Source organism: Devosia sp. MC521 (assembly GCF_014127105.1).
Taxonomy (GTDB): Bacteria; Pseudomonadota; Alphaproteobacteria; order Rhizobiales; family Devosiaceae; genus Devosia.
Genome location: NZ_CP059902.1, coordinates 2,934,399 through 2,953,488 on the forward strand (window position 1 = coordinate 2,934,399; position 19,090 = coordinate 2,953,488).

Below are 19,090 nucleotides of genomic sequence, written 5' to 3' on the forward strand. Positions count from 1 at the left end.
AAAACACCTAAAAGCTACCCCGGCTGCTTTCCGCCAGAAATCACTCTCAAACAGAACCCGAATGGCACCCTATCTGGTTTTGAGGCGCGAGCTATCGGGGTGCCGCGCCGTTTGGCATTGCCGCGCCGGCAGATCAGAGGGTCACTGTGAGGCAAGGACGGCTACGGCAAGTAGCGATGACATGATGCGCAAGAGCGAGAAGCCGAACATCTCTGACATTCTAATGCAATGGCACCAGAGCAGGATGCAGCTCAAACACTGCCGTTTGACTTTTATTTAAAAATGACAGAACAATAGGCAGTAACAAAACTATATTTTAGTTTTTTTCCAAATGGAAACGCGCTGTGACTTAACAGTGCAACAAAGTCACTTCCAAAGGGCGCACTCCCAGCAGAAGTGATTGGGCCCCGACTTTCGGTCGGGGCCCTTTTTATTAGTCTTTATTCCAAGAAGGCTTAGAGCCCGCGCAATTTGCGCAGGTTCACTGCATAGGTCTCAAAATCAGAGATCGGACGGCGCGCGACGCCGCTCTCTTCCGCTGCCTTTGCCACGGCGATCGAAACTCGCTCAATCAAACGCGGATCGAACGGGTTCGGGATCAGCTTCTCGCGACCGAAGGTGCTTGCAGAACCGTCAAGTTCGGCTTCCTGCGCCAGCTCAGCAATTGCCTGCGCTGCAGCTGCCTTCATCGCTTCGTTGATCGTGGTTGCGCCGCAATCGAGCGCGCCACGGAACAAGAATGGGAAGCACAGAACGTTGTTCACCTGGTTGGCATAGTCCGAACGACCCGTGCAAACCATAGCGTCTGGGCGCGTGGCCTTTGCCAATTCTGGCATGATTTCCGGAATTGGGTTGGAGAGACCCAAGATCAGCGGATTTTCCGCCATATTGGTCATCATCTCTGGCTTGAGCGCGCCAGCCTTGGAAAGACCAACAAACACGTCTGCGCCATCCATAACTTCGCTCAGCTGGGTCTTGTCGGTATCCTGAGCGAAAGCTGCACGCCAACTATCAACCGAGCCAACACGCGCGGTCGTGACGAGACCCTTGCTGTCCGCCAGCCAGATGTTCTCGCGCTTAGCGCCAACAGCGATGAGCATGTTCATGCAAGCGATAGCCGCAGCACCTGCACCCGATGTGCAGATCTTGATCGAGCCAATATCCTTGCCGATCAGCTTCATCGCATTGAGGACAGCAGCAGCCACGATGATCGCAGTACCGTGCTGATCGTCATGGAACACTGGAATGTTCATGCGCTCGCGCAAGGCTTCTTCGATTTCGAAGCACTCTGGAGCCTTGATGTCTTCAAGGTTCACACCACCAAAGCTTGGAGCGAGCGGCGCAACGATCTCGATGAACTTCTTCGGATCCTGCTCGTCAACTTCAAGGTCAATAGAGTCAATGCCAGCAAAGGTCTTGAACAGAACGGCCTTGCCTTCCATCACCGGCTTGGACGCCAGCGCACCAATATTGCCAAGGCCCAGAACGGCAGTGCCGTTTGAAATCACGGCAACGAGATTGCCCTTGGAGGTGTAGCGGTAAGCCGCCTCTGGGTTCGCTGCAATTTCTTCACAAGGAATAGCAACGCCTGGCGAATAGGCGAGCGAGAGGTCGCGCGTGTTCGCGAGTGGCTTGGTCGCGACGATAGCGAGTTTACCCGGGGTCGGATACTCGTGGAAATTAAGCGCTGCGTCCTTCAGGCTGGAATTATCGACGGTCATACGGTCCTACACATGTCGAAGGGGCGGCCAGCGATGACCGCCCCTCAATAGATTCGCCCATTTTGGGCCAGTAGGAGAATGAACCCAAATTACATCGAAAAGAGAACATAGCCTTTCGACGCATGGACGATAAAGTGCAAAAACGTCTACCGGTGCAAGACCTTAGTCCTGGCCTACAACAAGCGACTTCTTGAGGAAGCTACGCGTGTTACCCTTAGGAAAATCGGGCAGTTCGCCAAAAACTTCGTAACCAGATTTTTTGTAAACATGCAGCGCGTGCGCGCTGAACGTGTCGATGTGCGCCGAATGGCAACCGCGCTGGCGCGCTTCGGCCTCAGCCGCCTCAAGCATGCGACCAGCGAGCGATTGCCCGCGCGTGCTTTCATCGATCCACAGCCACTGGGTATAGAGCCAGCCCCAAGCCGTGTAGCCGGAAATCCCGCCAACGATCTCGCCGCTGTCGTTGCGCACGACCACGGCGAGATTTTGCTTTTCCGACGGCCCCACCATCGCCTGATTGAAAGAGGCAAGCCCCTTGCTGATGGTGTCGAGATCTTCAGCAGCGGGCGAGGCAGTGACGTCGAATACAAGCATTTTACTGAACCAGAATGCCACCAGTCATCGGATGCGGCGCACCCGTCGTGGTGGGGAAGCTAATCGGCATATTGCGCAGAACACGTACTGCGAGGAAGGCAAAGCATTCCGCTTCCACGGCGTCGCCGCGCCAACCCACAGCTTCTGCCGGCACCGCTTCCACGCCCGCACGGACATTGAGCATAGCCATGATTGCCGGGTTATGACGACCGCCCCCGCAAACGATCAGCTTGTCTGGACGTCCGGGCAGAATGTCGAGCGCCTTACCAACGGCCCCCGTGGTGAATGCCGTCAACGTCGCCGCGCCATCATCCGCGCCAAGGCCTTCGGCCATGGTGTGGAGGAAGTCGAAACGGTCGAGCGATTTTGGATAGGGCGCTGAGAGATATTTATGGGTCAAGAGTTGCGCGAGGCGCTCTTCGTCAACCGTGCCGCGCAGTGCCATCGCACCATTGCGGTCCATTTCGCCTAGGCCCAGCGACTTTACAAAGTCGTTGATCGGGGCATTGGCCGGACCTGTATCGAAAGCCACGAGCGTGTCTGCACCATCCCAATAGGTGACATTGGAAACGCCGCCCAGGTTGAGCACAGCGGTCTTGCCATCAACATGGCCCAGCGTGCGCAGCAACGCTTGGTGATAGACAGCCGCCAAAGGCGCGCCCTGCCCGCCAGCACGCACGTCCGCCGAGCGGAAGTCATAGGCAACAGGGATGCCGAGGATTTCGTTCATCAGCTTGCCATTGCCCAGCTGACGGGTTGCACCAATGCGACCCGGAACCGGCGCGCGGTGCAATACTGACTGGCCATGGAAACCCACGACGCCAATGTCCGACGGTTTGAGACCAGCTTGGGCGACGAGGTCGGCCACAGCCGCAGATTGCGCACGGGTCAGCGCATCTTCAGCCTTGGCGAAAATGGCCGGCTCTTCGCCCTCAAAATTCCAAACCCGGGCTTCCGCCAATGCCTGCTCCAGCATATCGCGGATGTCTGCGGGATAGGGCGCGAGCGTATATGCACCAAATTCGCTGATCGTCTCGCCATCGGTGCGCAACAGCGCAACGTCGATGTTTCCGTCCAGCACCGTGCCTGTCATCAGGCCAACAGCCCAAATCGGCTCCATGTGCGTCTCCTAGTTTGCGTTGATAGCGTCAGCCACAGCGCGACGGAGCGGAATAATACCGCTGTCGAAATGGCGCGTGGGGTGAACGCGATTGGTAAGAAGTGTCCAGGCATGACCGCGCTCGAAATCGAGCCAGAGGCCAGTGCCGGTAAATCCAGTGTGCCCGATGGTGGAAGAAGAGCTGAGCTCCCCGCCAGACCAGCCCTCATAGGGGCGCTCCCAGCCATGGGTGCGACGCCCCGAAAGCGGCGTGCGGATCAGTGCGTTTTCGCCCGCAGACTGCAGTTTTTCCGCAGCGAAGTCGAGGACTGAAGAGACCGTGCCAAATAGCCCTGCGTGACCAGCACCATTGAGCGCCGAGCAATTGTCGTCATGCACTTCGCCAACGAGAACGCGATGACGCCAATAGCAATCTTCGGTCGCTGCAGTATTGTCCGGATCAGCGCCCCAAGCAAACCCCTTGCCCGGATCAAGATCGCGGATCCAGCACTTGTTCAGCCGCTCCAGCACAAAGCCGAGAAGGATGAAGTTGATATCAGAATAGACCGAAGGTCCTGCCGTATACTCATATTGCAGAATAAGCGTACGCAGCAGGTCCGGGTCACGCCCATAGGCGTAGAAGGGAATGACGGCTGGGAACGGCGTCTGATGCCCGAGGCACTGACGGAAGGTAACGTTCCGCTCCCAATTGTCGAGATTGTAATGGCGGAAGTCTGGCAGGACGGAGGTGATCGGCTTGTCGAGGTCGATCGTCCCCGCTTCTGCCAAAGCCAGAATACGCTCGGTGGTAAAAAGCACTTTGGAGAGCGAGGCCAGATCGAACCAAGTGTCCTCGGTCATCGCCCGCGCCGCAGGAACGGTCTGAGCCTGCCCCATAACGCGGGTGACACGATTGCCGTCGCGATCGACAAGGCCCAAAATCCCACCGGGGATTTTACCGGCCTCAATCGCCGCCGCAACCGGCGCGAACGCCCGATCGAGCTTGCTCTCCAAAATACCCATAGGCCTAAGCCTCCAACCGCACCTGATGATCCGCCCCGGCCTGACGCCACTGCGCCGCTGGTGGTTCATAACCCACCGGACGCACGAGTGATGGCACTTGCGTATTGTCGACAGCAAAACTCTGACGACGACGCTCAACCGCCGGAACGGCGGAAATCAGGCGCTTGGTATAGCTGTGCTGTGGATCGGCCAGGATCGACTTGGCGTCGCCAATTTCCACCACCTGCCCCGCGAACATAACCGCCACGCGGTGCGAGATGCGTTCCACTACGGCCATATCATGCGAGATGAAGAGGTAAGCGAGGTTGAACTCTTTTTGCAGTTCAACCAAAAGCTCAATCACCTTGGCCTGAACCGAAACGTCGAGCGCCGACACAGCTTCATCGAGAACAACGACGTCAGGGTTGAGCATGAGCGCACGCGCAATGCACAGGCGCTGGCGCTGACCACCCGAGAACTGATGCGGGAAACGCACGAGCGCGTCTTCCGGCAAGCCAACACGTTTTAAGAGAAACAGCATACGCTCGCGCAGTGCTGCATCCATTTTGCCGCCATTGGCAATCGCTGGCTCGGCCAACAAAGCCTCAACGTTCAAGCGCGGATTGAGCGACGCAAACGGGTCCTGAAACACCATCTGGATAGGACGACGCGAGCGACCGGTTTTAGCGTCGATCTCACCACGGTGCTTTTGCACGAGGCCGAGAACAGCACGCGCGGTTGTCGACTTTCCGCAACCGCTTTCGCCGACGATCCCGAGCGTTTCGCCCGGCATCAAATCAAAGCTCACCCCATCAACGGCATGGATCGCGCCTGTCAACTTGAAGAACTTTTTCTTCATTGGGAACCGTACGGCCAGATCAGACACCTTGACGATTGGCTCCATGCCTTCGGCACGTGGGCTATCGGTGCGGACCGAGCGGCCCGAGGTGAAGTGTGGCACGGCATTGAGCAGATGCTTGGTGTACTCATGCTGGGGGTTGTCGAGCACTTCATCGGCAGCGCCCTGCTCCACACACACGCCATTTTGCATGACCATGATGCGATCAGCGATACCGGCAACAAGGCCGATATCATGGGTGATGAAAATCATCGACATCCCCGTCTCTGCCTTAAGCTCAGAGAGGAGCGCCATGATCTGGGCTTGCACGGTAACGTCGAGTGCCGTGGTCGGCTCGTCAGCGATGAGGAGGCGCGGGCTCGCGGCCAAGGCCATGGCAATCATCACGCGCTGGCGCATACCGCCCGAGAGCTGATGCGGGAAATATGCCGAGCGCGTTGCCGCATCCGGAATACGAACGCGCGCCAAAACCTCGAGCATCGCCTTTTTGGCCGCTTCGCCTTTGAGCCCGTGGCTCAGACGAAACGCTTCTTCGATCTGATCGCCAATCGTGTGGACCGGATTAAGCGAGGTCATCGGCTCTTGGAAGATCATGCCAACGTCGCGACCGCGCAGCGAGCGCATGGTCACTTCATCAGCCGAGGCGACATCGACCACAGTGCCGTCTTGGCGCTGCAGTTTGATCGACCCACTGATCACCTTGCCACCGCCAAAATCGACGAGGCGGTTGATCGACAACGCTGTCACCGACTTGCCTGAGCCACTCTCGCCAACGATGGCGAGCGTTTGTCCTGGCAGAAGGTCAAAGCTTACGCCATGCACGACTTCATTAGCCTGCGGATCGCGGCCAAAGCCGACCTTCAGATCTGTTACGGAAAGCAGTGGGGTGGTCATGCTGCCCTCCTCTGAGTACGCGGATCAAGAATGTCACGCAGCGCATCGCCGGTGAGGTTAAAGCCCAAAATGCCGAGCATGATGGTCAAGGCTGGGAAGATCATCAGCCACGGCGCCTGCTGCATCAAATTCTTGCTTTCGGCCAGCATCACCCCGAGAGACGGGGTCGGAGGCTGTGTACCAAGGCCAAGGAACGAGAGACCCGCTTCAGTGAGCAATGCCCACGCCAGAGCCAAAGTCACCTGCACGGCGAGCGGAGCCACAAGATTGAGCAGCAAGTGGCGGCTCAAAATATAGGGCTGCGACGAACCAAAAGTGCGCGCTGCATCGACGAAGTCGCGGTTTTTGAGCGACAGCGCCGGGCCACGCACAACGCGAGCAAAGATGGGGATGTAAACCAGCGCAATCGCGAACACCGAAGTGAATGTGCCCGGACCAACAATGGCAATGATGAGCAGGGCAAGCAGGATCGCTGGGAAGGCGAGCAGGATGTCCATGATGCGCATGAACAAGCCATCCCACAATCCGCCCCACCAAGCCGACAACAGGCCAATAATGGTGCCGACGACCGTCGCAATGGCCACCGCCGCAAAGGCAATGATCAGCGACTGACGAATGCCAACCATCAGACGGCTCAACGTGTCACGACCAAGCAGATCCGTTCCGAACCAATAGGTGGCGCTCGGCCCCTTGAGGCGGTCGATAGCAAAAAGCTTGAGTGGGTTGTGCGGCGTCAAACTCAACGCGCCCAAAATGGCGACGATGAGATAGACGGAAATGATAACCAGCCCGATCCGACCTGACGGATGCCGAGCAAGAGCGCCAAGAACTTTGCGCATCAGCGGTTTCCGATACGAATACGCGGATCGAGCGCCACATAGGCGAGATCGACCAGCAGGTTAACCACGAGGAAGTTGAAGGCGATAAACAGCACCGAGCCCTGCACCAGCGCATAGTCGCGCTGTGTGATCGCATCGAGCGTCAAACGACCAACGCCGGGCAGTGCAAAAATCTGCTCAACGATAACGGCACCGCCCAACAAATAGCCGAACTCGACACCCGCAAGGGTCACAACCGGGATCAGCGCATTCGGCAGTGCATGACGCCAAACAACGCTGCGCGGCGAAGCGCCCTTGGAGCGCGCCGTACGGATGTAGTCGTCACTCAACACATCCAGCATGGACGAGCGCGCAATGCGCGTCACAGACGCAGCAAAGGCAAAACCAAGCGTGATTGCCGGGAAAATAAGCTGACCAATGCTCGCCAATGGGTCCTGCAACAGCGGGGTAAAGGTCCCCATTGCAGGCACAAAGCCGAAGAATACTGACAGCACAAAAATGATCAGCACGCCGACGACGAAGCTTGGGGTCGATTGCCCCAGCATGGCCAGCATACGAATACCAAGATCGCTTGGACGCTCATTGCGAGTCGCTGCCAGAACACCGAGCGGAATACCGATAGACATGGCAATAACCATGCTCATCAGCGCCAGCTGCAAGGTGAGCGGGAAACGCTCGAGAATGACGGTCATGACGGGCTTGCCATAAATCGTTGAAATGCCCAGGTCGCCCTGGAACACGCCACCAATCCAGCGCAGATACTGCGACCAAACCGGTTGATCTATGCCGAAATAATTAGCCAATGCGGCACGCTGGTCGGGCGTAAGCAGCCCTGCTTCAGTGCCAAGCATGGCGGTGATCGCGTCACCCGGAACCATCCGGATTGCCACGAATACGAGGATCGAAACCCCCAAAAGGATCAGCGGAAATGTGATGAGCCGCTGTACCACGTAATTCATAAAACCCGTCCTGCGGACGAGGCTGGCCGAAATGACCAGCCTCAGATTGCATTAATTACTGAATGGAGACCGTGGTCAGACCAAACAGAGTGCCTGTTGGCGACGATTCAAAGCCAACAACGTTCTTCTGCGAAGCGGTGTAGCTATAACCGGTCGAGAGCCACAGCCATGGAGCCTGTTCGGCCATGTGGCGTTCCCATTCCTGGAAGACTTCCTTGCGGGCAGCCGGATCGGTTTCCCACTGACCCTGCTTGAGCAGAGTGTCCGACTTTTCGTCGAGGAAGTTGGAAACCTTCTGCAGGTTGCCTTCATTGGTGAAGTAGCGGTTGTACATCGGATATGGATCCGGACGGCCGCCGTTCTGCGCAACTGCCATATCGAAATCACCCTTGAGCCAGGTGTCGACATAGACGTTGAGTTCCATCATTTCGATTTCGAGCGTTACGCCGATTTCTGCCAGCTGTGCCTGCAGAACCTGAGCCTGCGACGCTGCGGTTGGCGGCTCGCCAGTCGCTGCAATCACCTTGACGGAGAATGGCTCAACGCCAGACTGCTCCATCAGCGACTTCGCAGTTGCGATGTCCTGGTTGTAGCAAAGCAGGGTCGATGGCTCCTGAGCAAATGCTGGCATGGTCAGAGGACCGGTGACAGCACCTTCACCAGCAAGCGCTGCGTCAACGATTTCCTGACGGTTGATCGCGCAGCTCATAGCCTGACGCACGAGCAGATTGTCCATCGGCGCACGGGATGGGTTCAGCTGCAGCACGTTGTAAGCAAGACCGGTAACGCGGTTGAGCGTCAGGTTCTGCTCGTTCGGGACGAGGGTTGCAACCAGCGGGTCGTTGAGCAGAGCAAAGTCGGTCTGGCCAGCGCGGAGCGAAGCCAGGATCGCGGTTTCGTCTGGCAGAACCGAGATGTTGATGCCTTCGATGGCGATTGCGCCACCAGCCCATTCGGTGTTGGTCTTGAGAACTTCCTTGGAGTTTGGCTCCCAGGATTCAAGAATGAACGGACCCGAGCCAACAGCAGTGTTGCCGACGTTGCCAGCTTCAATTTCGCTAGCAGGAACGATCGCCGCGTTCACGGTTGCCATAGCAACCAGCAGCGGCACGTCTGGGGTCGAGAGGTTGAAAACAACGGTCTCAGCATCTGGGGTGTCGATGCTCGCGATGGTCAGGAAGTTCGCGCGCGCAGCGGCACCGGTTGCTTCGTCCATAAGACGATCAAACGAAGCCTTGACGTCAGCTGGGGTAACAGCCGCACCGTTGGTGAACTTGGCCTTTGGATCGAGCTTGAAGGTCAATGTCTTTGCGTCTGGCGCAAATTCCCAAGACGCAGCGATCGCAGGAACAACGTTCAGATCTGCGTCCAGACGAACCAGAGGCTCATAGATCAGCTCAAGCAGGCGGAGCGAAGAAAACGCAGTCTGCTTGTGTGGATCAAGGCCAGTGGCGTCCTGCGACCAAGCCATATTCAAAGTTGCGGCCTGTGCCGGCAGCGCAAAAGCTGCGGTCGACAGAGCCGTTGCCACGGCAAGCCCAGCGATGAGCTTACGGGATGTCATCCAGTTCATACTTCCCTCCATAGGACCAGCCTGAACACTGAGTTCGGCTGGATTGGTATCGACGCCCTTGCTCTTTTAGGAGCCAAAGCGAACGCCCGGCAGGATTAAACCTGTCTGGGGCAATTCCAGCTAGCGTATGAACCCACACCCTTCTCTGTCAATAATTTTCAGATGTCTTGTCTCGTTTGAACTTTTGTTACACACAAGAGTCAAATCTGCGAACAAATTGGCTAAGACCGGTTTCGCAGAGGAGGATGTGAGGAACAGCTTTGGGCATACAGTCGACGATTGAAGCTTCGACCAGTAAATTTACCCCAGCAACACAGCGTGTGGCCTCGACGGTGCTCGCAAACCCAACCTTGGTCATGGAAAAGACGATTTCCGAATTGGCCAGTTGTTGCGACACATCAGTGGCTTCCGTGGTGCGATTCTGCCGCATCCTCGGTCTTTCGGGTTATGCCCAATTGCGCATGACGCTCGCGACCGAACTGGGCCGCGAAGCCGCTCAATTTGGCTCCGCCCAAACGCTCGGCGCTGAAATCGCCAAGTCCGACACCCTCCAAGAGATCGCCTCAAAGATCGCATCGCTCGAAATGCTCGCCATTGATGAGACTGTGAGCGGGCTCGATTATGAAGTGCTGGATCGCGTTGTAGCGCTCATTGACCAAGCGCCCCGCATTCTACTGTTTGGAATTGGCGCGAGCCAATTTGTGGCACGAGATCTCCATCACAAGCTTTTCCGCATCGGCCGCAGCGCGTTTCTTCTCACCGATACCCATGAGGCATGGTCTTCAGTTCTGCTCGCACCAAAGGGCACAGTGGCCATCGGCTTCTCGCACTCGGGCGAAACAGCCGACACGGTGCGGTTCGTAGAACTGGCCCGCGACGCTCACCTGCACACACTGGCCATCACCGGCAGTCCAGATTCCTCTATCGCCCGCGCCGCGCAGGATCGCCTCACGACCAGCGCCCGCGAAAGTCACCTCCGCGCGGGCGCTATGGTGAGCCGCATTGCGCAACTGCTCATTGTCGACTGCCTGTTTATGGGCGTCGCGCGTCAGCGCTATGATGAAACCATCGACGCCCTACAACGCACGCGCGACGTTACCCACCCGCGCTGATCACTGCCCCCAAAGCGTCATTGCCGCCATGTCGATGACCCCATCACGATAGATAAGACCACCGGGACGATCTTGCGCCAGCAAAAGTGGACCATCCAGATCCACCCAGCGCGCCGATGCCGCCAACAGCGCAGCAGGGGCCATAGACAGCGAACTGCTCACCATGCAACCAACCATGATCGACATATTAAGGTATTGAGCGCGTTCCACGACCGCCAAAGCCTCCGTCAGTCCACCAGTCTTATCGAGCTTGATGTTGATCGCATCGTACCGCGTTACCAACTCGTCGATCCCGGCGAGCGCATGTGCGCTTTCATCAGCGCAGATCAAAACCGGATGATCAATTTCGGCCAAACGCCAATCATCCGATGCCGGCAGGGGCTGCTCGACCAGCTCCACCCCCAATTGCGCCGAGAGCGCCAACATCGGCTCTAGCATGTCCGCGGTCCAGCCCTCATTAGCATCCACCAAAAGCCGTGCATTGGGCACAGCCGCCCGTACCGCTTTAAGCCGCTCCGCATCGCCTTCAGCACCAAGCTTCAATTTCAAAAGAGGCATATGCGCAGCCTTGCATGCCGCCTCGGCCATAATCTCGGGCCGATCAAGGCTAATGGTGAACGCTGTCGTGACATGCGATGGCAACTTCAGCCCACACATATCTGCAACTCTTAGCCCCCGCTCCCGCGCTTCTAAATCCCACAGCGCACAATCCAGGCCATTGCGCGCGGCGCTCGGCTTCAGTGCCTTGAGCAATCCCTGACGATCCAGCCCGCCAGCGATCAAACTGGCCATAGTTTCAACCGTTGCGACCGTTTCCGCAGGCGTTTCACCATATCGCGGATAGGGCACGCATTCGCCCCGCCCAATGACGCCGTCGCGCTCGATCTCAACGCTGACCACGGCCTGTTCGGTACGGCTCCCCCGAGAGATAGTGAACTTGCCGGCGATAGGGAAAACATCGATCGAGGCACGAAGGTGTGTAGTCATTCTATGGGCTCAATTATAGGCGGTCAGCAGGAACCGGCGCTGCTCGATTTCTGCGGGGTCACAACACGTCTAGCAACAAAAAACCCGGCCTCAAAAGAGACCGGGCACAATTGGTCGGAGTAGAGTGATTCGAACACTCGACCCCCTGCTCCCGAAGCAGGTGCGCTACCAGGCTGCGCTATACTCCGTCAGGCACAGCAATCATTTCTGACTGCGTTGCTTGGCTAATAACGCCGTAACTGAACATCTTCAAGCACCCTCGCACTCAAATTCTATGCGCCCAATGGCACTGAATGCAACGCTCGGAGTTCATCCCATTCCGATCACAAATCACGTTTCCGCGATAATTCGAATGGCACAACCACACCGATATCGTTAAACACATTGAAATAACAATGACGCCACAATCCAAGACGCCCAATAGACTTCAATACAATACTTTAGAGGATATGATTGAGCTCCACCAAAGCAGCCAATAAGCCTAAATCTCGACGCGGATTACCGCTTCGATCATTTATCGCTCTGGTGATTTTTATCGCCATGCTGCCTCCGGTAGTGATGCTCTCGTTAACCCTAATGCGCGTTTCAGACGCCGACCGTGAGACGGCGGAACAGCGCTTCCTCGACAACGCTGCGCTGATTGCCGGGCTTGTCGAGAGTGCGGTGGCGGCGCACGCTTCAATGATCAGCTCCCTAACAGCAGATCAGGATCAACTCATTCCGCTCGCCCGTCACTTTGGCGGCAATATCGACATCACCCGGCAGCCCAGTCAGAGCCTCGCCGAGAGCGCGCCGCAAACCTGGCGGCTGGGCAATCTCTACGACATTGAAGAAGGGGTGAGCGGCCGCGTCCCCCTCACCATCCCTCTGGCCAACGGCGACAGCCAGATAAATCTACACGCCGACGCCAAGGCGTTGACGCGCAACATTGATCTCTCAGCCAGTGCCAATTCAGACCTGCTGATCGCGCTTGTCGACGGCAATGGTCGAATTGTTGCTCGCTCGGCCCAGCAAGAGCGGTTTCTGGGCCGTCCGGTGCCAACATGGAGTGCGCTGCTTGCTGTCGGCGCCGATACCGGCCTTTTTGACGCTGAAACGTTAGAAGGCGACACAATCACCTTCGGCTTCTCGAAGGTGAGAAACACAGACGGCTGGGCGGTCGTAATCGGGCTACCCAAAGCGGTCTTCCAAGCACGTTGGCAAGAACCGATGGCCGTGCTGGCCATTGGCGCAATTATCACCGTCTTCGCAACGATTGCCCTCTCGAGTTGGATGGCCTCGCTCATCGTTACCCCGGTGACAGGTCTTGTGCAGCGCTCCCGCAGTATTTTGCGCGATGAACCTTTGGCTGAGGACTTGGCCCCAACTCCAGTCATTGAGTTGGCCGAACTCAGACGGCGCAGACGCGCGCCCAACAAGTGCTGCTCGAACGCGCACGTGAGCTCTCCATCAGCAATCAACGGTAGCGCGCCTTGGTCAAAGTTGGCGCGCTCGCTACGTGGCGCACCGACGTTGAAGGCAAGAGGCTTGAACTGGAAGGCTGGGAAGAGCTCAGCAATGAGCCGTGGCAGCACGATCCAAGCTGGTCAAATCTCGTTCACCCCGAAGACAGCCCCTACACAGCCGACGTCTGGGAGCAAAAACGTCGGTCTCCAGAACCCTTGGTCTTGGAGTTCCGCATCAGGGTGGGCGTAGATGACACTGCGTGGATTAAATGCAGGGGCGCTCCCATTCTCAATGACCTGGGCGACGTCATCGAATGGATTGGCACATTCGAGAATATCGATGAGCAGAAGCGCCAACATTTGCGCATCAGCCATCTCGCCTATCACGACAGCCTCACCGGCCTTGCCAATCGCAGTCAATTGGATGAGCACTTAGAACAAGCCTGGGAAGGCTTGGAGCACCAGCGCCAAAGCGCGCTCCTCTATATCGACCTTGATCGGTTCAAACAGGCCAATGATCGCTATGGACACGCCGTTGGCGACGAAATCCTGCGCCATGTCGCCGAGCGCCTCCAAGGCCTAACGCGGCCCGGGGACATTGCTGCCCGCATGGGCGGGGATGAGTTTGCCCTTGTCCTGCATGACATTCAGGACCCCAGCGTTGCCCTTCTCGTGGGCATGCGCATCGTCAAAACGCTCTCCCGGCCCTACAATCTCTCAGGGCAGCTGATCGAAATCGGCGCCAGTGTCGGCATCTCGCTGCTGACGGTCGACAGCGTGGACATCGTCTCGTGGCTCAAGCAAGCCGACAGCGCTCTTTACGCCGCCAAATCGGCAGGTCGGAACCGCTGCATGATGTTCGAAGAGTTCGATAAGGTCGAGCAAAAGCTCTAACCTGCCGCAAAGCGCTTCCGTTCCCAAAAAATCTTCTGTGTCGCAGTAGGCAAAACTTGCGCACACTAGGCTTTGTATTTCCTAACGAATTCAATTAACCATGAGCCCAAGCGGCACATTTTTCCTAGCAAGCGAGCACATATTACCTACTAACTCATTGAAAAATATATATTTTTATAAAATATCAGCGCCTGAAAACTGCCGGACAGCCGTGTAACTGTTGACCCCTCATTGCGAGGGAGAAACGCAGGAAGCGGACATGATGGTTGAAATGGCTGCCGAGAAATTCGGCGACAGCATCACAGGACCAGTGCGAAACGATCAGTTTTCGCCCCGTGTTGTGCAGGCGCCAGTGCCAACAGAACGCCCCATGGACGAAGACGACCTCCTCTTAAGACGCATTGCCGAACACGACGAGGCTGCTTTCCGCGCGCTGGTTGAACGCCATGTCGATCGCGCCTTCGCCCTTGCCTTGCGCATCCTCAACAACGAAGCTGACGCTGATGATGTCGTACAGGATGTGCTGCTGAAGGTTTGGACCACTCGCGGCACGTGGCAGGAAGGTCGCGCGCGTTTTTCAACCTGGCTTTATCGCGTCGTCACCAATCGCTGCCTTGACCTGCGTCGTCGCCCACGCACCGAAGACATCGAAACTGCGCCTGATGTTCAGGATGATCGCCCGGATGCCGTCACCACCATCCACCAGGGTGAAGTAGGTCTTTTGCTCGAAAAAGCGATGAGCCGCCTGCCCGACCATCAGCGCATTGCCGTGATTTTGGCCTACCACGATAATTTATCTAACCCCGAAATTGCAGAAATTTTGAACACGACCGTCTCGGCTGTGGAATCCCTTTTGAAGCGCGGACGCCAGCATTTGCGGCATAATTTGCGAAATGACGAAGTCGACATTCTGGACTCTTTTACCAAGGGTTAACCATAAGCCTCACATCGGCTGAATTTTCTCCGCCCGACTTGCGTCACTCCCACCGTTCTACTGTCAGACGCGGCGATGCTGCGACAGCGGCCCCAGAATGAAGGGCCGCAGACATCATTACTTAGGAGTAGGTCCATGCCTGTTATTTCCACGAACATTGCTGCAAACTCGGCTGTCCGTCACCTGAACGCAAACTCGGCTGAGCAGAGCGCATCGCTCGCCAAGCTCGCTTCCGGCACCCGTATCGCACAGGCATCTGACGACGCTGCTGGTCTTGCTATCTCGACCCGTATCTCGTCCGACGTGACCACTCTGACCCAGGCAGCGACCAACGCTTCCCACGGTATCTCGATCCTGCAGACTGCTGACGGCGGCGCTGCAAACATCTCCGACATTCTTCAGCGTATGAAGGCACTGGCCGCTCAGTCGGCTTCGGGCACCGTAACCGACGGCGAACGTACCTACATCAACGCTGAATTCACTCAGCTGATCGAAGAAATCGACGGCATCTCGACCGGCACCCGTTACAACGGTGAATCGCTGCTCGACGGCACCTCTTCGCAGGACTTTGCGGCCGGCATCAACATCATGGTCGGCTCGGACGCCGGCGACATGATCTCGCTCAAGATCGACCTGCTGGACTCCACGACGCTCGGCGTTAACGCAGCAGCTGTCGACACCCAGCCAAACGCACTCGCTGCAATCGCTCTGATCGACACCGCAATCGACTCCGTATCGAACGCACGTGCAAACATCGGTGCTCTCGAATCCCGCTTCGCATTCCGCGGCGCTTCGATCGCAACCTCGGTTGAGAACCTCTCGGCTGCTAACTCGGCAATCGCAGACGTTGACGTCGCTGCTGAATCCGCAAAGCTCGCTTCGGCTAAGGTCAAGACCCAGGCTGCAGTTGCAGCAGCTGCCCAGGCATCGCAGATGCCACAGGAACTTCTCAAGCTCCTGAACTAATCATCGTCTAATCGGGCGCGCTGACCATCAGCGCGCCCGAACTCTTTATCTATGGAGTTGAATTTTGAGCACTGTTAGCACCACGTCGTCCGCAACCCCCGCTGCGACCACGACCGTCGTTGCGGCGCCGAAAACCTCCACGACCAAGCCGGTAAAAGAGCCGAGCGACGGCACCAATATCGACTGGGCCGGACTGATTGAAGAATCCGTCAACGCCAAACTGGCGAAAGCGACTTCCATCGATCTCAAGATCGATGCGAACGACCTAAAGATGGCGGCCTATCAAGACGCCAAAAACCTACTGTCATCGCTTCAAACCGCAGCCAACGCTCTGCGCGCGCCATCTGGCAGCACCGCAAGAAGCACAGACGCCTTCCTATCGCGTAGCGCCTATTTGACCGCTAATGGCAACGTCAATGCAGCTTCAGTTTTCTCTGCAACGGTAGATCCAGCAGCCGATCAGGGCACCTATAAGCTCGAAGTCGTGCAGCTCGCGACCGCTCACAAGATTTCCAGCGGCACAGTCGCTACCAAAACATCAGACCTGAACATCACGAGCGTCATTTCGCTTGGCGTTGAAGGCGGCCCCCCCTCGACCCTCTCCATTACAGCTGACATGTCGCTAATGGAAATTTCCGAGGCCATCAACAAGACCAAGGCCTCATCGGGCGTTCAGGCGAGCATCGTCCAAGTCACTCCAAACGACTTCCGCTTGATCCTGACGGCGACCGAAACAGGCAAGTCGATCACCTCTGAAGTCCTCTCGGGCGATGACGCGCTTGGTGCACTCGGCCTGACCAATCCGGCAGGTGATTTCGCAACTGTACTTCAGGACGCCCAGCAGGCGATCGTCCGCGTCGATGATCTGGAAGTTACCCGCTCGTCCAATGAGATTAGCGACATCATCACCGGCACGACCCTCTACCTCTATCAGGCCACACCGCCCGGCACCTCGATCACTCTGGAAGTCGACGCCAACGTCAACAATGTCAAAACCGCCATTCTCCAGCTGGTCGAGGCCTATAACGCCTACCGCGACTTCGCTGTAAAGCAGCAGACATTGCCCAGCCGCACCTACGATCCACCGCTGTTTGGCGATGGCACAATGCGCAGCGTTAACGCTTCTATCGGCGACGCATTGGCAACGGCCATTGGCTCAGAATCAATGAGCCTACTCGGCCTGACTTACGACAATCAGAACAAACTCGTCATCGAAGAAGACAAGCTTGATAATATTCTACTGACCAATTTATCGGCAGTTCAGAACTTGCTTAGCTTCGGCATGACAACGTCGAATACCAACATCCAGCTGTTGGCGCGCGGCTCCAGCCTACCACCGGATTTTACGCTCGACATCGAAACCGACGTCAATGGCGTTCTAACCGGCGCGACCGTGAACGGCCAAGCTGGTCTGTTCACAGTTTCCGGCTCGCGCCTCGTTGGTGCCGCTGGCACGGCGTACGAAGGCATCTCTCTGGTTTACACCGGCAACTCTCCAGCTGCCGTTGACCTCTCCTTCAAGACTGGCATCGCAGAAAAGCTCTTCAATGCGGCCAATGGCGCCACCAGTGGCTCCGGCTCTTTGACATTGCTGATCAACAACTTATCATCTCAGAGCACCGAGATGACCAAGCGGAGCGATAACATTCGGTCGCAGGCAGAAGCCTATCGCACCACCATATCGATGCGCTATGCCCGATACCAAGCAGCCATTGCCCAGGCTGACTCCATGAAGGACTATCTGAGCACCCTGCTCGACACCTGGAACGCCAAGTCATGATGCAGCAAGCCATGGCGGTTAACGCCTATCGCCAAGCGGCGACCCAAGTTCATCCGATGGTCGCAGTGGTCAAGCTTTTTGATGAAGTCTTGCGCCGCATTCGACGTACGCAACTAGACCATCAGAATAAGCGGATGGAAGACGCGTATAATAATATATCACGTGCTTCCCTCATCTTGCGCGGACTCGCAGCCAACTTGCGCACTGAAAAAGGCGCAGATATGGCTGAAACTCTAAAGCATACCTATATTGCGAACATGATCGCAATGAACACAGCATTCGGGAAACCTGATGCAGTTGAACGGTATGACAAGATCATTGAAGGTCTCAAAGAACTGCGTAATGCCTGGGCCGAAGTGGCCGGCATGCCAGCCATCTAAAGACATCCCCTCAGTGGTCTTGATTGTCAAAGCAATCGGCCACAACCAGGAGGGGACGTGGACGTCGAAGAGTTTGAGGCGCATCTCGCGCAGTTCGGCAGCCGGTTCGAAGATTGGCCATCCGATCTGCGATTATCTGCCTTTATCCTCAGCTCGCTCAACCCCACAGCCAAGTCGCTGCTCGACGAAGACAGTCGCCTCCGGGCCCTCTTTGCCGAACAGCCCAAGCTCCGAGCTCCTGCGGACCTCGTCGAGCGGATCATGCTAGCGGCACGTCAGTCCGACACCAATCCGCGCTAAAATAACTTTTTTTGATATTTTTTTGCCGCCCATTTTACATGGGCGCGCATAGTCATTCCGCTGCCCAAGCACGAATTCACCGTGCATGATCTTGAACAGCCGCGCCTGCCCCGGTGAGTAGTTTACCAAGAACTGCAGGAGCCGTTTGGCTATATCGCGTTTGGCAGCGCCTGCATTACAGCAGTACAGACCAACCACCCGGCAACTCCTGACGCTGCGCATTGGCTGTTACGGCAAAAATTGCCGACCCTATACAATCCCATTACTGATTTTATTCTATTCTCCCTGCAAAAATTGCAGCGCACCAACTTTATAATTCCAAGTCAAAAGCGCCAAACAACTTACAGACAGCAAAAAATCTGCGCCTGAATTCCTGACCTCGCCCGTTTCACTAATAGCGCCCTATGGCGTCCTTTTTTGAAATCTGTCGACGGCATGCTGCTCCCACCAGCGCCACCGACGCCTTGGGGTTCACCATGAGCATTTCAGCGCTTTCATCCGCAGCGGGCACCTCCAGCTCTTTAGCAACGTCTACCGCGCGAAAGGGTGGCCTCGACACCGACGCCTTCCTGCGCCTCATGGTCGAACAGCTCCAAAACCAGAACCCGCTCGATCCGACTGACTCCAATCAGTTGCTGAGCCAGATGGTTTCCTACGCCAGCTACAACGAACAGTCCGCGACCCGCGAAAGCATGGCCGAGCTGACCAAGCTCGTGAAGACCATCGCCACCTCCCTCGATATTCAAGTCTGA

The 19,090-nt window shown here is 56.8% G+C and carries 16 protein-coding genes, 1 tRNA gene and 1 pseudogene; 8 read left to right on the forward strand and 10 right to left on the reverse strand.

What is annotated here, in order from left to right; all coding sequences use genetic code 11:
* Window positions 1-488 precede the first annotated feature (488 nt).
* The 8 genes and pseudogenes from H4N61_RS14115 to H4N61_RS14150 all read right to left on the reverse strand — a co-directional run.
* Window positions 489-1,721: pseudogene (locus H4N61_RS14115) on the reverse strand (malic enzyme-like NAD(P)-binding protein); the annotation flags it as partial.
* 162 nt (window positions 1,722-1,883) lie between these two features.
* Complete coding sequence (locus H4N61_RS14120; protein WP_169195445.1) at window positions 1,884-2,315, reverse strand: GNAT family N-acetyltransferase; 432 nt, start codon at window positions 2,313-2,315, stop codon at window positions 1,884-1,886.
* A 1-nt stretch (window position 2,316) separates the two neighbouring features.
* Window positions 2,317-3,435 carry an anhydro-N-acetylmuramic acid kinase gene (locus H4N61_RS14125; RefSeq protein ID WP_169195444.1) on the reverse strand — a complete coding sequence of 373 codons (1,119 nt, stop codon included), beginning with the start codon at window positions 3,433-3,435 and terminating at the stop codon, window positions 2,317-2,319.
* 9 nt (window positions 3,436-3,444) lie between these two features.
* Window positions 3,445-4,437 (reverse strand): serine hydrolase domain-containing protein, encoded by a 993-nt coding sequence (locus H4N61_RS14130; RefSeq protein WP_169195443.1) that lies wholly within the window; start codon window positions 4,435-4,437, stop codon window positions 3,445-3,447.
* 4 nt (window positions 4,438-4,441) lie between these two features.
* Window positions 4,442-6,169 (reverse strand): ABC transporter ATP-binding protein, encoded by a 1,728-nt coding sequence (locus tag H4N61_RS14135; protein WP_169195442.1) that lies wholly within the window; start codon window positions 6,167-6,169, stop codon window positions 4,442-4,444.
* Window positions 6,166-7,008 carry an ABC transporter permease gene (locus H4N61_RS14140; protein ID WP_169195441.1) on the reverse strand — a complete coding sequence of 281 codons (843 nt, stop codon included), beginning with the start codon at window positions 7,006-7,008 and terminating at the stop codon, window positions 6,166-6,168. Before H4N61_RS14140 ends, H4N61_RS14135 begins: the two co-directional genes overlap by 4 nt.
* Window positions 7,008-7,967, reverse strand: coding sequence for an ABC transporter permease (locus tag H4N61_RS14145; protein WP_182394312.1), 960 nt, complete (start codon window positions 7,965-7,967; stop codon window positions 7,008-7,010). The genes H4N61_RS14140 and H4N61_RS14145 overlap by 1 nt, the downstream gene beginning before the upstream one ends.
* A gap of 55 nt (window positions 7,968-8,022) precedes the next feature.
* Window positions 8,023-9,540: an ABC transporter substrate-binding protein gene (locus H4N61_RS14150; protein ID WP_182394313.1), complete on the reverse strand. Its 1,518-nt coding sequence runs from the start codon at window positions 9,538-9,540 to the stop codon at window positions 8,023-8,025.
* Window positions 9,541-9,800: 260 nt separating this feature from the next.
* Here H4N61_RS14150 and H4N61_RS14155 point away from each other — a divergent pair, with 260 nt between their 5' ends.
* Window positions 9,801-10,652, forward strand: coding sequence for a MurR/RpiR family transcriptional regulator (locus tag H4N61_RS14155; protein WP_182394314.1), 852 nt, complete (start codon window positions 9,801-9,803; stop codon window positions 10,650-10,652).
* On the opposite strand, the gene dgcA is transcribed toward H4N61_RS14155, so the two are convergent.
* The gene (gene dgcA / locus H4N61_RS14160; RefSeq protein WP_182394315.1) at window positions 10,653-11,639 is read right to left on the reverse strand and encodes an N-acetyl-D-Glu racemase DgcA; all 987 of its coding nucleotides are present in this window, start codon (window positions 11,637-11,639) and stop codon (window positions 10,653-10,655) included. It abuts the gene before it with no gap.
* A 111-nt stretch (window positions 11,640-11,750) separates the two neighbouring features.
* Window positions 11,751-11,827 (reverse strand) — tRNA-Pro (locus H4N61_RS14165).
* Between the two features lie 1,284 nt (window positions 11,828-13,111).
* On the opposite strand from H4N61_RS14165, the gene H4N61_RS14170 reads away from it, so the two are divergent.
* The 7 genes from H4N61_RS14170 to H4N61_RS14200 all read left to right on the forward strand — a co-directional run bounded on the left by H4N61_RS14170 (window position 13,112) and on the right by H4N61_RS14200 (window position 19,090).
* Window positions 13,112-13,978 carry a sensor domain-containing diguanylate cyclase gene (locus H4N61_RS14170; RefSeq protein ID WP_182394316.1) on the forward strand — a complete coding sequence of 289 codons (867 nt, stop codon included), beginning with the start codon at window positions 13,112-13,114 and terminating at the stop codon, window positions 13,976-13,978.
* Between the two features lie 259 nt (window positions 13,979-14,237).
* Complete coding sequence (locus tag H4N61_RS14175; protein WP_169195433.1) at window positions 14,238-14,912, forward strand: RNA polymerase sigma factor; 675 nt, start codon at window positions 14,238-14,240, stop codon at window positions 14,910-14,912.
* Between the two features lie 135 nt (window positions 14,913-15,047).
* A complete protein-coding gene (locus H4N61_RS14180; protein ID WP_182394317.1) occupies window positions 15,048-15,878 on the forward strand; it encodes a flagellin in 831 nt (276 codons plus the stop codon).
* Between the two features lie 64 nt (window positions 15,879-15,942).
* Entirely contained in the window at window positions 15,943-17,658 is a 1,716-nt protein-coding gene (gene fliD, locus H4N61_RS14185; protein WP_182394318.1) for a flagellar filament capping protein FliD, read from the forward strand.
* On the forward strand, window positions 17,655-18,038 hold the full coding sequence (locus H4N61_RS14190) for a flagellar protein FliS (protein ID WP_169195430.1): 384 nt from the start codon (window positions 17,655-17,657) through the stop codon (window positions 18,036-18,038). The genes fliD and H4N61_RS14190 overlap by 4 nt, the downstream gene beginning before the upstream one ends.
* A 57-nt stretch (window positions 18,039-18,095) precedes the next feature.
* The gene (locus H4N61_RS14195; RefSeq protein ID WP_182394319.1) at window positions 18,096-18,338 is read left to right on the forward strand and encodes a hypothetical protein; all 243 of its coding nucleotides are present in this window, start codon (window positions 18,096-18,098) and stop codon (window positions 18,336-18,338) included.
* 476 nt (window positions 18,339-18,814) lie between these two features.
* Window positions 18,815-19,090 carry a flagellar hook capping FlgD N-terminal domain-containing protein gene (locus H4N61_RS14200; RefSeq protein WP_182394321.1) on the forward strand — a complete coding sequence of 92 codons (276 nt, stop codon included), beginning with the start codon at window positions 18,815-18,817 and terminating at the stop codon, window positions 19,088-19,090.

Excerpts from the sequence above, each read along its gene's own strand:
- H4N61_RS14120 (WP_169195445.1), bottom strand. The coding sequence starts at position 2,315 with ATGCTTGTATTCGACGTCACTGCCTCGCCCGCTGCTGAAGATCTCGAC.
- H4N61_RS14125 (WP_169195444.1), bottom strand. The coding sequence starts at position 3,435 with ATGGAGCCGATTTGGGCTGTTGGCCTGATGACAGGCACGGTGCTGGAC.
- H4N61_RS14130 (WP_169195443.1), bottom strand. The coding sequence starts at position 4,437 with ATGGGTATTTTGGAGAGCAAGCTCGATCGGGCGTTCGCGCCGGTTGCG.
- H4N61_RS14135 (WP_169195442.1), bottom strand. The coding sequence starts at position 6,169 with ATGACCACCCCACTGCTTTCCGTAACAGATCTGAAGGTCGGCTTTGGC.
- H4N61_RS14140 (WP_169195441.1), bottom strand. The coding sequence starts at position 7,008 with ATGCGCAAAGTTCTTGGCGCTCTTGCTCGGCATCCGTCAGGTCGGATC.
- H4N61_RS14145 (WP_182394312.1), bottom strand. The coding sequence starts at position 7,967 with ATGAATTACGTGGTACAGCGGCTCATCACATTTCCGCTGATCCTTTTG.
- H4N61_RS14150 (WP_182394313.1), bottom strand. The coding sequence starts at position 9,540 with ATGAACTGGATGACATCCCGTAAGCTCATCGCTGGGCTTGCCGTGGCA.
- dgcA (WP_182394315.1), bottom strand. The coding sequence starts at position 11,639 with ATGACTACACACCTTCGTGCCTCGATCGATGTTTTCCCTATCGCCGGC.
- H4N61_RS14175 (WP_169195433.1), top strand. The coding sequence starts at position 14,238 with ATGATGGTTGAAATGGCTGCCGAGAAATTCGGCGACAGCATCACAGGA.
- H4N61_RS14180 (WP_182394317.1), top strand. The coding sequence starts at position 15,048 with ATGCCTGTTATTTCCACGAACATTGCTGCAAACTCGGCTGTCCGTCAC.
- H4N61_RS14190 (WP_169195430.1), top strand. The coding sequence starts at position 17,655 with ATGATGCAGCAAGCCATGGCGGTTAACGCCTATCGCCAAGCGGCGACC.
- H4N61_RS14200 (WP_182394321.1), top strand. The coding sequence starts at position 18,815 with ATGAGCATTTCAGCGCTTTCATCCGCAGCGGGCACCTCCAGCTCTTTA.